Source organism: Geothrix terrae (genome assembly GCF_022808775.1).
In the GTDB taxonomy this organism is placed as follows: Bacteria; Acidobacteriota; Holophagae; order Holophagales; family Holophagaceae; genus Geothrix; species Geothrix terrae.
The window spans coordinates 441,976-453,879 of sequence record NZ_JAKZLA010000001.1 but is presented as its reverse complement, the minus strand read 5'-3'; the positions used below and the strand labels follow the sequence as shown (position 1 = coordinate 453,879).

13 protein-coding genes and 1 tRNA gene are annotated in these 11,904 nt (G+C 63.9%); 4 read left to right on the top strand and 10 right to left on the bottom strand.

Annotation, left to right across the window (positions count from 1 at the left end; genetic code table 11):
- Positions 1–196: 196 nt before the first annotated feature.
- The 4 genes from MLE42_RS02140 (at position 197) to MLE42_RS02130 (ending at position 3,277) form a co-directional block, all read left to right on the top strand.
- Complete coding sequence (locus tag MLE42_RS02140) at positions 197–1,177, top strand: HNH endonuclease (protein WP_243286226.1); 981 nt, start codon at positions 197–199, stop codon at positions 1,175–1,177.
- A 133-nt stretch (positions 1,178–1,310) separates the two neighbouring features.
- The gene (locus MLE42_RS16320) at positions 1,311–1,811 is read left to right on the top strand and encodes an ankyrin repeat domain-containing protein (protein WP_420843055.1); all 501 of its coding nucleotides are present in this window, start codon (positions 1,311–1,313) and stop codon (positions 1,809–1,811) included.
- Positions 1,812–1,989: 178 nt separating this feature from the next.
- On the top strand, positions 1,990–2,457 hold the full coding sequence (locus MLE42_RS02135) for a RidA family protein (protein WP_243286225.1): 468 nt from the start codon (positions 1,990–1,992) through the stop codon (positions 2,455–2,457).
- A 442-nt stretch (positions 2,458–2,899) separates the two neighbouring features.
- Positions 2,900–3,277, top strand: a complete 378-nt coding sequence (locus MLE42_RS02130; protein ID WP_243286224.1) for a hypothetical protein — start codon at positions 2,900–2,902, stop codon at positions 3,275–3,277.
- A 319-nt stretch (positions 3,278–3,596) separates the two neighbouring features.
- On the opposite strand, the gene MLE42_RS02125 is transcribed toward MLE42_RS02130, so the two are convergent.
- The 10 genes from MLE42_RS02125 to glmU all read right to left on the bottom strand — a co-directional run bounded on the left by MLE42_RS02125 (position 3,597) and on the right by glmU (position 11,872).
- Positions 3,597–3,668: transfer RNA gene (locus MLE42_RS02125), tRNA-Gln, on the bottom strand.
- A gap of 64 nt (positions 3,669–3,732) precedes the next feature.
- Complete coding sequence (locus tag MLE42_RS02120) at positions 3,733–4,092, bottom strand: SpoVG family protein (RefSeq protein WP_243286223.1); 360 nt, start codon at positions 4,090–4,092, stop codon at positions 3,733–3,735.
- A gap of 52 nt (positions 4,093–4,144) precedes the next feature.
- Complete coding sequence (locus MLE42_RS02115; RefSeq protein ID WP_243286222.1) at positions 4,145–4,810, bottom strand: purine nucleoside phosphorylase YfiH/LACC1 family protein; 666 nt, start codon at positions 4,808–4,810, stop codon at positions 4,145–4,147.
- Between the two features lie 4 nt (positions 4,811–4,814).
- Complete coding sequence (locus MLE42_RS02110; RefSeq protein ID WP_243286221.1) at positions 4,815–5,651, bottom strand: serine hydrolase; 837 nt, start codon at positions 5,649–5,651, stop codon at positions 4,815–4,817.
- Positions 5,652–5,732: 81 nt separating this feature from the next.
- The gene (locus tag MLE42_RS02105; protein WP_243286220.1) at positions 5,733–6,635 is read right to left on the bottom strand and encodes a UbiA family prenyltransferase; all 903 of its coding nucleotides are present in this window, start codon (positions 6,633–6,635) and stop codon (positions 5,733–5,735) included.
- On the bottom strand, positions 6,632–7,420 hold the full coding sequence (locus tag MLE42_RS02100) for a DUF116 domain-containing protein (protein WP_243286219.1): 789 nt from the start codon (positions 7,418–7,420) through the stop codon (positions 6,632–6,634). The genes MLE42_RS02105 and MLE42_RS02100 overlap by 4 nt, the downstream gene beginning before the upstream one ends.
- Positions 7,417–8,883, bottom strand: a complete 1,467-nt coding sequence (locus tag MLE42_RS02095) for an MlaD family protein (RefSeq protein ID WP_243286218.1) — start codon at positions 8,881–8,883, stop codon at positions 7,417–7,419. The genes MLE42_RS02100 and MLE42_RS02095 overlap by 4 nt, the downstream gene beginning before the upstream one ends.
- Positions 8,880–9,671, bottom strand: coding sequence for an ABC transporter ATP-binding protein (locus MLE42_RS02090; protein ID WP_243286217.1), 792 nt, complete (start codon positions 9,669–9,671; stop codon positions 8,880–8,882). Before MLE42_RS02090 ends, MLE42_RS02095 begins: the two co-directional genes overlap by 4 nt.
- Positions 9,672–9,675: 4 nt before the next feature.
- Entirely contained in the window at positions 9,676–10,452 is a 777-nt protein-coding gene (locus tag MLE42_RS02085) for an MlaE family ABC transporter permease (RefSeq protein ID WP_243286216.1), read from the bottom strand.
- 34 nt (positions 10,453–10,486) lie between these two features.
- Positions 10,487–11,872, bottom strand: a complete 1,386-nt coding sequence (gene glmU, locus MLE42_RS02080; protein ID WP_243286215.1) for a bifunctional UDP-N-acetylglucosamine diphosphorylase/glucosamine-1-phosphate N-acetyltransferase GlmU — start codon at positions 11,870–11,872, stop codon at positions 10,487–10,489.
- Between the last annotated feature and the right edge of the window lie 32 nt (positions 11,873–11,904).

The window sequence follows — 11,904 nt, the reverse complement described above, 5'->3', positions numbered from 1 at the left end:
TTTAACCGCTATTGCTATTTCCTGCCTGTAGCCATTCACATCCACTTAGGTTATTTAGTCCATCCATTCGGTCATACTTGTTTTCTGATCTCACGATTATTTCAGCATTTATATTTCACCATGAGCCAGATTTGGCAGTTTCGAAATCGACTGAAATCGCCCTCCAGATATAACTAGGCATCAAGGATGCTTTCTTATGACAATTACATTAAAAACCCATAAAATGCTCTGGGGAAGATCCGCAAACCGATGCGCGATCTGCCGCCGCGAATTGGTTATGGATGCTAGCGAGACGGATGATGAATCGATAGTTGGCGAGGCCTGCCACGTCGTTGCTCAAAACGCTGATGGTCCAAGAGGAGACAGTGATCTTCCCTTAGATCAACGAGATAAATATTCCAACTTGATTCTCCTGTGTAATGTTCATCATAAGCAGATTGATGATCAAATCAATTTGTTCACTATTGATCGATTGACAACAATTAAATCGGACCATGAGGTCTGGGTCCGCACTCAACTCGATTATGATCCCAAGAAGCAACGAGACGATGAAATATATGCCGATTATGTCGAACTTTGGTCGGAAAAAGCAAATTTAAAAATATGGAAGGAATGGACATCATGGTTGTTAGGTTCCGGACAACCATCTTTAAATTCTGAAGTCAAAATGGACCTTGAGGAATTAACCGGGTGGTTGTTATCCAGAGTTTGGCCGCAGAGAAATATAAGACTCGAAGAATCTTTTTCAAATTTCAGGTTAGTTCTGCAAGATCTTATGCTTGTATTTAATGAGCATGCAGAATTGCGTGGTGGTCACCTTTGGCAAACTTCAAAATTTTATCGTGAGGTTCGCGACGATCGAGAACTCTATGATGAATTAAGCAAAGAATTCGATTTCCATGTAGACCTAGTCCAAGACCTGACCCTTGAACTGACAAGAGCTGTAAATTATGTTTGCGACATGGTTCGCGAATATTTAATGCCCAGCTATCGGATCAAAGAAGGCGTCGCTCTAACAATGGGAGGCCCTTACATGGATATGACCTATAAGACATATCGTGTTGAGTACCGAGGGGCAGAGCGAATAGCTCGTCCCTATCCTGGCCTAGATAAATTTATTCAGGTTCGATTCTCGCGTGATCGCTATTTTGGCACTCCCGATAGCATTGATGCCTAACTCTCCGCTCAGCTCGGACCCTCCCTGAATTGTTTTTCGTTCTCTCAGACCCCCGTTTCCTAGTCACCGTACAGCATCTTGATGCGAGCGGTTCCGTGAGCCTCCTTCGCCCGACATCCACCATCATCCAGACATGAACTACGGTCGGATCCATTCTGCATTCCTAGAAGGTGACCTGCGGGCGATTCGCAGCGAGCTCGGGGACCCTATCGACTTCCCCAATTCACCACGGGGGGAATGCGGCGATTACTGCCTTGATTATGCGCTCTATCATTCGCCGATCTCTCTGGTGAGGGAACTTTTGCAATTAGGGGCTGATCCCAATTACCCAGACTCGGGTTTTCCATCCTTGTTTGCCGCGCTCACGTCCAATCACCAGGACCGATGCAGCCGAATCCAGCTGCTTCTCGATTTCGGCGCAGATATCCAGCAGCGGGGGGTGAACGATTACACTCCCTTGCACTTTGCAGTCTCGAACGAGGATGGGGACGCTGTGAAGCTTCTGCTTTCCCGAGGTGCGGATGCTTCCGCCCGGACCCGCATCGATCATTACGCCACGCCGCTCGAGGAAGGGCAGCGGTTTGGGCATTCCGTTGGCGTCGATGCCCTCCTTCGACATGGGGTGCGCGCTTGAACCTTCGGCCTGTGGGCCTAACCTTTCGCTCAATGCGACCCCGCCGCCCCTGTCGTGCGCTCCGTGGTGGCTGAGATTTCCGCCCTCCTCCCATCGCCCGGCCGCGGTTGGGTCGATTGGCTTCTTTCGTCAGCCTAAGCCCGCATTCAAGACAATCACTCAGCTGAAGGGAGTGGACATGAAGCGACGAATCCTCCTTCTATTTCCATGTTTTCTCATCATCCTTGCCGGATGCGCTCACAAGGAGCCAGTCGTGAGATACCTGAATCCCGCCACCTTACCCAAACCCAATGGCTACTCTCATGTCGTGGAGGTTGAAGGCGGTAGAACCTTATATGTTTCCGGTCAGATTGCGCTCGACAAGGATGGGGCCCTCGTTGGCAAGGGGGATCTAAAAACCCAGACTCGACAGGTGTTCGAGAACCTTCAATCAGCGCTCAGGGCGTCTGGAGCGACCCTTGATCATGTTGTTAAAATCACAGTCTTCATGACCGACGTTTCAGATATTCAAGCCTTCCGGGATGTCCGAGACACCTATTTCACCCAACACCACCCAGCGAGCAGTCTCGTCCAGGTATCTCGTCTCGCTCGCCCGGATTTGCTGATCGAGATCGAGGCTGTAGCAGTCATTGATCCCGCTAAATGACTGGGAATGTGCATTTTTAACCGTTGGCAGCGCGTGAGCCCACCCTTCTGCTCAGCTCGCGTCCGGCATGCGTCGTCTTCATGTCCTCGCTTGGCTTCTCAGGCCCTCAGATTCGCTCAACGCCTCCGCGCAAGCGGGGCCACTGGCGCCATGCCCTGCCGCTGCATCAACTGGCCGCTCAGCACGGTTCAAGCCGTTCCAACCATTCGGCCCCCAGAAACGACCGTTCGGCCGTTTCTGCTGCTGAGCGGCCTCAGGTCCGGTTTCATGGGTGGGTCCCGCGAGGAGCCCGCCCGCTATGCCATTCCTTTCCAGCGATCTTCAGCCCCATTCGGCCCCAGCGCGCGTGGCGGCCTACGCCCCGTGGCTCAGGCCGAAGCGGGCGGGGTGGCAGGTCCCCCTGGCAGGGTCCGCGGCAGACGACGCCCGCCAGGTTCTTCAGTTGGATCGGCTGCAGGAGCTCTCCAGCTTCGAGGCGTTCGAGGAGCACCTCGCCACCGTGCTGAACAGTGGCGTGTGCGTGTTCTTCGATGGGGCGGAGCCCCTGCTGCTGGCGGGGCAGGGCACCGTGGGCGCCGTGAGTGGCCTGCGGATCGTGATCGGGCTGGATGAACGCGGGGCTTCCCGCTTCCATGTCCTGGGTCCGGGCGTCGACGCATCCTTCGCCATGGCCGACGGAGCCTTCCTGGCCGGCGAATCGGACCGCCGGCGGATCGACCTGATCCGCTACTGGTACCAGCACGCCAAGCCCCACCTCATCAAAGCCTGGACCGATGCGCGGTCCTTCCACCCTCCGGTCGGACCCCACGACGCGGCTTAGCCTCGACCGGGCCTTGACCGCAGGGGAGAGGTGCAAGCGAAAGCCCGGCCATGCCGGGCTTTCGCGCGGGGGCCCGGGGGTATGCGCGAAGCGCGGAACCCCCGGACGCATTGGTTGGGGAGGAAGGATTCCCTTCACGTCACCCTGCGGGTGACGCTCCGGCCGCAGGGCTGGCTGCGCACGGGCCTCCGGCTGCCGCCGGACCGCCGGGGACAGCCCCCCGGGCTGTCCCCACCTGGCCCTACCTGCGCGCCATCCCTGATTCGAATCCTTCAGGCGCTCCCCAACGAAAACGACCGCCTGGCGGCGGCCGTTTTCGTTGGGGAGGAAGGATTCGAACCCTCGGTACGCAGGATCAAAACCTGCTGCCTTACCACTTGGCTACTCCCCAGGCGGAAAGGCAAGCATAGCGCGGGTTCGCGTCCCGCCCAAGCCCTGAGGCCCGGAGCGCGGCCTCAGGAGTTGGTCTTGGGGGTGAAACCGAATTCCTCGACGCTCAGCAGGTCGGGGCGCACCTGGGCGGCTTCGCCGCGCTCAAGGCGGCTGAGGGCGCGGTGGCCGGTGGCGGTCTCATAGGCCAGGAGCACCTTCTCCTCGATCTGCTCGCGGAGGGGGTTGTTCAGGGGATAGGCGATGTCCTTGAAGCTGCCATCCCGCTTGCGGCGGCTGGGCATGGCCACGAAGTAGCCGTCCTCGCCCTCCACCACCCGCAGGTCGCCCACCAGGAAACAGTCGTCGATGACCAGGGCCGCGAAGGCCCGCAGCTTGTCGTCGCCTTCCACCTTGGTGATGCGGATATCGGTGATGTTGAGCATGGCGGTCCCCGGTCCTCGGCCTCCGTCTTCAGGGGCGGAGCCGATCTCCAGGTTAGCCGATCTCGACCCAGCCCCACTGACGGCCGGTGGTCTCGCCACGGCGGTAGGAATAAAGCAGATCGGGGCGACACACGGTGCAGAGGGCCACGCTGCCTTCCTTTCCGGAATCCAACCCAAGGTCCAGGGCCTGGGCGCGCAGGAACCCGTGCAGGTCGAGGTGGGCTTTGCCGGAAGGGCCTTCGCTGCGCAGGGCCTCGTGCCAAGCGGCGTCCTGCCGTGCGGCCTCGACGACTTCGTCGCCCACTTCGAAGTGGCAGGCCAGGATGGCGGGACCGAAGGCCCAGACGAGATCCGACGGGCGACCTCCCAGGGCGCGGTAGCGTGCCGCGCCGCGTCGCAGGATGCCGCCGCCGGACCCAGGATCCCCATAGCCCGTGGCGCCCCGCCAGCCGGCGTGCAGGGCGGCCACCCACGGCGTCCCGTCCGCCAACGGCCCGGCCAGCAGCACGGGCACGCAGTCGGCCACGCGCACGCCGATGCGGGTGCCGGGCGTGGTGGTCCAGAGGCCATCGCCCTCCACGACCGCATCCGTGGCTTCCACGATGCCGCAGCGATGCACCTGGTTCAGGCGCCGGGAGGGCAGGGCCTCTGGAGGATCAAGGCGGGTGGAGAATCCCCAGCTCAGCGGGAAGGGGGGCCGGACGGATGGGACGAGCAAGGCCTCAGCCCTTGGACCCGAGCTTGGCTTCCAGCCACGACTTGATGCGGTTGGCGTCTCCCAGCCGCGAGTACTTGCCCCAGGAATCCAGCAGGACGATGAGCACCGGGCGGTTGGCCAGCATGGCCTGCATGACCAGGCAGCGCCCGGCCTCCTCGATGTAGCCGGTCTTGGAGAGGCCGATGTTCCAGCGGGGACTGCGCACCAGGGCGTTGGTGTTGGGGAACTGGATGCTGCGGCGGCCCGACTGGATGGTGGTCTCAGGTCGGGTGGTGAAGTCGCGGATTTCGGGATAGCGGTAGGCCGCTTCCATGATGCGGGCCAGGTCGTGGGCGGTCGCCACGTTGCCGGCGGAGAGGCCGGTCGGATCCTCGAAGCGGGCGGCCTCCAGACCAAGGGTCTTGGCCTTGGCGTTCATGGCCTCTACAAAGGCGGAGAGGCCGCCGGGGAAGGTGCGGCCGAGGGCGTGGGCGGCCCGGTTCTCGGAAGCCAGCAGGGCCAGGAGCAGGGCCTGCTCCCGGGGCAGGTGGGTGCCCACGGGCAGGCGCGACTTGCTGTGGCGCAGCATGTCCATGTCATCCCGGGTGATGGTGAGCATCTCCTGGGGATCCAGGCGGGCGTCCAGCAGGACCATGGCCGTCATGAGCTTGGTGAGCGAGGCGATGGGCTGGATGGCTCCGGCCTGCTTCTCGATCAGTGCCTGGCCGGTGGTCTGGTCCAGCACCAGCGCCGAGGCCGACTTGAGCGAGAGCTTCGACTGGGGGCGGGAGGCCGCTTGCAGGGCGGTGAGGCCCACGAAGCACAAGATTCCCAGCCTCTGGATTCCCCGTTTGAATCCCATGCCTGCTCCATGAAGATAACGATTGTCGTCACTCGTTCCTAGTCTACTGGATCGAATGATCGATTCCTTCAATGAAAATGGTCAGGGCCAGAGCAGGATCAAAAGGCTCAGGTCGGTCACCGCCCAGGCACCCAGGCCCCAGTACATGCCAGTTTCGTGCCGGTGGTCGCTCCAGGCGCGCCAGCCGGCCAGCCAGGGTAGGAGCACGGCCAACCAGGCGGCCAGAGAGATCCCGAGGGGCCAGAGGTGACGTCCCAGGGCCATAACCGCGGCGCCGAAGAGCAGGTGGGCCACCAGAGCGGCCACCAGGGCCAAGGCGAGGCTCCGGCCCACGCCCATCCGGATCACCAGGGTGCGGTCGCCCCGGCGGGTGTCCTCCGCCACCTGGTAGATCTGGGTCATGGGATACAGGGTGGCGAAGAGGAAGGCGAAGCCCCAGGAGGCCCGCAGGATGGCCGCATCGAAGGGTCGCCCCGTGATGGCCCAGCCCGCCAGGGGCGTGAACAGGCCGAACCCGACGCAGTTGATGAGCAGGTCCCAGCCGGCCCGGGCCTTCAGGCGGATCGGGGGCACCGAATACAGCACGCTCATGATTACGCAGGCGAGGTTGATCAGAGCGAAGGGCCGGGGCAGGAGGAAGCCCAGGAGGGCGGAGGCGGCCAGCAGGGCGGACGAGAAGGCCAGGAGGTGTTCGGGGGGCTTCGGCGGCGCCTTCAGGTAGCCGATGTCGCCTTCATCCTTGTCGAAGGCGCTGTTGATGGCCAGGGTGCCGCCGTTGAGCAGTGCGACGAAGACGAGCCATCCCAGCAGCGTGGGCGCGGCTTTCAGGGCCCAGCCGGCGGCCAGCAGTGTGCCCAACAGGAAGTGGGCCGTCATGATGGGCCACTCCAGGGGCCGCAGGTGCAGCAGATAGGCCATGGTCCTGGGCCCGAGGAGGCGCTGGAAGAAGGCCCGGATGGGGAAGCCGTGGGCTCCTCCGGTCACGCGATGCCCTCGCGCCGCAGGGCCTGGACTTCGCCGGAGGGGCGTCGGGGCTCCACCAGGGCCTCCATGGCCGCCAGCAGGTGGGGCACGCTGAAATCCGTGTCCACGCACATGCCATGGGGCAGAGACAGGGAGACCACATAGCAGGGGATCTCGGGCATTTTCGTGAGGCCCTTGAGCAGCCGGTCCGTGCAGCTCACGGCCACCACCAGGTCGGGCCGGTATTCCCGCGCTTCGCGGTAGGCCTTGTGGCTGCGGTTGGTGATGCGGCCCTCCCAACGGTTTGTCAGCACCAGGTTCATGTAGTCGCCCACGGGGCACAGGCCGCAGTCGTAGCAGGCCTCGAGGTCATCGAGGATGCCGGCCTTGCAGCGGGCCATCTGGATGCAGTGGGGGAGGAGGATGAGGGCCCGCCTGGCCCGATGTCCGCTGAAGGCCTCGCGAACCTGCTGGTTGTTGTAGCCGCAGTAGGAGAGGATCCAGGCGTCCTCCTGCCCGAACCAGCGGGCGATGGGTCTGAAGGCGTGGGCCCAGATGCTGTCCTGGCGGCGGATCGCCGCCCCATTCCGGAGGAGGGCTTCACCCCGCAGGAAACTGGGCCAGGCCGCGGCGAGGGCGGCCACACCCGCCAGCAGCCACCATCCACGGCCCGCGGAATGGAGCGCCGCTCCCGCGAATGCCACGACCGAGACGGCCGTGGGCAGACCCCGGCGGATCCAGAGGAAGAGCGCGCCCCGTTCGTCCGGCAGGGTGCCGGGCTGAGGCAGGGCGCGGGTTTCCTTCACTTGGAGGCTCCGGCCAGGCCGATGATCTTCTTGAGATCGTCGTCCTTCCAGCGGAGGCCGCCGCCGAAGAAGACCGTGCGGAGGTCCTTGTTGCCGATGTCCTGGACGCCGGCCTGGACGTAGGCGCCCTTCCAGAACTGGTAGCTGGTGGTGAAGCGGTAGCGCGGATTCGGTTTTTCGGGACGCTTGGTGAAGTCGTAGGCCAGGACGCCGAGCCGCAGGCGATCGTTGTCCAGGGTGCGGAACTCGATGCCGCCGCCGCCCTTGCCTTCCACGATGCCGGCGGAGAAGACGGCCGCGCCGAGGCGCTTGGCGAACTGCGCGGATACGGTGAAGCTCTGGTCCGTCGTGACGGACCTGGTCTTCTCCAGGACAGTGACGGGGAGACCCGTGACGGGGTCGAGCTGAGTCACCGTGCGGGTGCTTTCACTCAGCTTCCCGTCGGGCGTGGAGGCGAAGCCCAGCGCGTACCAGTAGTCCGGCTTCGGCGCGATCTCGAGGCCGAGGGCCACGCGGCTGTCGTTGCGCTTGTCCCACTGGGCCGCGTCCATGTCGAGGCGGAACTCCATCTTGTTGAAGCCGCCCAGCAGGCCGTTCACGTTGTCCACCGCCTCGTTGATCTTCTTGATGGTGGTCTCGTCGTTGAGCAGCTTGCCGATGGTGCCCTGGCCGTTGTTGATGCGGTCGGTGAGCACCTTCAGGTTGTCCGCGGTGCCCTGGAAGCTCTGGGCCAGCTTGCGGACATCCGTCATCACGCCCTTCAGCTCGGGCCGGTTCTCCTCGAGGATGGCGTTGAGGTTCTTGCCCACGGTCTCGAACTGTTGGGCCAGCTTGGGTAGCTTGTCCCGCAGGTCGGCGGTGATGGCCTCGACATTGCCCATGGTGTTGTTGATGGCGCTGTGGTTCTCCTGGGCCATGGACCGGAATTCGGCGGTCAGCACGCGGATGTTGTCCACGATCTCATCAAGCTTCTCCCGGCCCTGCTCGCCGCCGATGGACTCGTTCAGGGCCTGGGTGACGCCCTTCACGTTCTTGCCGATATCCGAGAGGGTCTCCATGAGGTTGTCGAGGCTGACGCCCGCCTTGCTGGGCAGGGGCTGGCCCTCGGGGAAGGGGCCCTTGGCGCTGTGGCCGGCGTCCAGATCGATGAACTTCTCGCCCAGGATGCCGATGGAGCCCAGTGACACAAAGGCGTCCGCATAGACCGGCACGGAAGAGTCCAGGCCCACCACCACGCGGGCCTTGCCGTTCTCGAGGGCGATGGTGCGGACATCGCCCACCTTCACGCCGGCAATGCGCACGGCGCTCTGGACGTTCAGGCCCGCCACTGAGTCGAAATAGGTGAACCGCTCGGACTGGTTCTTCTTGCCGCCGATCTCCAGCTTTTCGGAGCGGAAGACCAGCACGGCCAGAAGAACGATGGCACCCGTGAAGAAGAGGCCGACCTTGGTTTCGGGCTTCATGGATGGGCCTCCTGGGATTTGCGCTTGGGCGGGGGCGGGTCTTGAAGAAACGGGCCGTCCGCATCCCCCCGCAGGAACTGCTGGATGACGGGATGCGGGTTCGCCTTGAATGCGTCGGGCGGCTCGCAGGCGATGCACTCGCCCCGGAAGAGCAGGGCGATGCGGTCGGCGATCTCGAAGGCGGACTTGAGGTCGTGGGTGATGGTGATGGTGGTGACGCCCAGCTCGTGCTTGAGGTCAAGAATCACGCGGCCGATGACGTCGGTCATCACGGGATCCAGGCCCGTGGTCGGCTCGTCGAAGAGGAGGATCTTGGGCTTGAGGGCGATGGCCCGGGCGAAGCCCACGCGCCGCTTCATGCCGCCGGAGAGCTCCGCGGGCTTCAGCTTGTCGGTGCCCTTCATGCCCACCATGGAGAGGCACTCATCCACGCGGGACCGGACCTCCTCCTCGGAGATCTCGAGGTGCCGCCGGAGCCCGAAGGCCACATTCTCGAAGACGGTCATGGAATCGAAGAGGGCGGCCATCTGGAAGCACATCCCGATGCTCTGGCGGACCTTGAAGAGCTCTTCCCGTTTGAGCTGGGCGATGATCTTGCCCTCGATGGCCACGTGCCCGGCATCCGGCGTGAGCAGGCCCATGATGTTGCGGAGGAGCACGGTCTTGCCCGTGCCGGAACCGCCCAGCACCACGAGGCTCTCGCCCTCCTGGACCTGGAGGTTCACGTTGGACAGCACGACCTTCGGACCGAAAGCCTTGGACAGGTTGACGACGTCGATCAGGGCCATGCCGTCACACCAGCAGCAGCTTGGTCAGGAAAAAATCTGAAATGAGGATCCACAGCGAGCTGGTCACCACGCTGCTGGTGGGGGCGTTGCCCACGCCCTCGGCGCCGCCCTGGGTGCGGTAGCCCTTCCAGCACCCCACGAGGGCGATGATCATGCCGAACACCAAGGCCTTGTAGAGCGCGATGCGGAGGTCCCGGAAGGCCAGCAGCTTGTAGAACTCGTGGCTGTAGACGAAAGCGCTCTGGCCTTCCACGCCCACCAGGATCATGTAGCCGCCCCAGAAGCCGACGTAGATGGAGATCACCGTCAGGAGGGGGACCACCACGATGGAGGCCAGGAACCGCGGCACGAAGAGGTAGTGGATGGGATCCGTCGCCAGGCACTCCAGCGCGTCGATCTGTTCTGTCACCTGCATCGTGCCCAGCTCCGCGGCCATGGCCGAGCCGATGCGGCCCGAGAGCATGAGGCCCGTGATGACAGGACCCAGCTCGCGGACGATGGCCAGGCCCTCCACCTGCGCGGCCAGGCCCTCGGCCTGGAACTGGCGGAAGCCGAAGGCCAGCTGCACCGCGAACACCATGCTCACCGCGACGCTCGTGAGGATCACGACCGGCAGGGAATGGACGCCCACGGCCTGGAACTGGTTCAACAGGTTCTTGCCGTCGAACGGCCGCTTGAAGATGGCCACGAAGGTCCGCCCCGCCAGCGTGGCGAAGTCCCCCGCGGTATCGAGCGCGCTGAGGACGCTGGCACCGGTCTTGTCGATGAAGGTCAGAACCATGGGGCTCCGGGGGCAAAGAACCAGCTTACCCGAGTCAACCCTTCTTCTGCCGGGCGCGGAGTTTCGACGCGCCGCCTTCTTTTTCCGTCTGCGCGGTCCGGCTCAGGGCCAGGGCATCCGCCGGCACGTCGCGGGTGATGGTGCTGCCCGCGCCGATGAGGGCGCCATCGCCGATGGTCACAGGAGCCACCAGCTGGGTGTCCGATCCCACGAACACGCGATCGCCGATGACGGTCCGGTGCTTGTTCACCCCGTCGTAGTTGCAGGTGATCACCCCGGCGCCGATGTTGGTGCCCTCGCCGATCTCCGTATCGCCAAGGTAGGCGAGGTGGTTGGCCTTGGCGCCGCGATGCAGCTTCGCCTTCTTGGTTTCGACGAAATTCCCGACATGGACGTTCTCAGCCAGGTCCGTACCCTCGCGCAGCCGGGCGAAGGGTCCCAGCTTGGCTCCGGCGCCCACCAGGGCCTGCTCGATGATGCAGTAGGGCCGCACCTCCACGCCCTCGCCCAGCACGGAGTCCAGAATCACGGTCCCTTGGCCGATGCGGCAGCCCTCGCCGACGCGCACCGTCCCCTCCATGCGGACGCCGGGTTCCAGCAGGACGTCGCGCGAAAGGACCACGCGCGGACCCACCAGCGTGCTGTCGGGATGGAGGAAGGTCACCCCCTCGGCCATCCAGTGCCGCTGGATGCGCCGCTGGGCCGCGGCCTGAAGCGTGGCCTGATCCTGCCGCGAGTTCATGCCGGCCAGCTCCTCGGGATCGCAGACCTCCACGGCCACGGGGAGCTCCCGGGCCACGGCCGCCACGGCATCCGTGAGGTAGTACTCCTTCTGGGCGTTGTGGTTGGTCAGGCCCTGGAGGGCCTTCCTCAGGGCGGGCCAGGGGAGGGCATAGGCGCCCCCGTTCACGCGCTGCACCGCCAGCTGCTCCGGCGTGGCGTCCTTGGCCTCCACCATGGCCGCCAGGCGGCCATCCGGATGCTGGATCACCCGGCCGTACGAGCCCGGAGTCTGCATGTCCATGGCCAGCAGCAGGGCTTCCGCGGAGCAGAGCCGCGTCACCGTGGCAGGAGACGTGAGGGGGACATCGCCGCACAGGATGACCACCTTGGAGGCGCCGAGCCGGTCGAGGTCGGGGATGCAGACCTGCAGGGCGTGGCCGGTGCCCAGGGGCTCGCCCTGGTCCACGGCCGTGACGGGGCAGGGCAGCAGGTCGGCCTTCCGCCAGGCTTCGAGCGCGCCCAGGACCAGCTCCTTGCCGTGGTGGACCACCACGATCGCCCCGCCCAGGTCGGGAGGTAGCGTTCGCAGGGCCCAGAGGAGGGAGGGATCACCCAGGATCGGATGCAGGACCTTGGGGAACCGCGATTTCATGCGGGTTCCAAGCCCCGCCGCCAGGATCACCGCCACTGTCGACATGCTGCCTCCAGTCTCCAGCCTACAACAGCCAC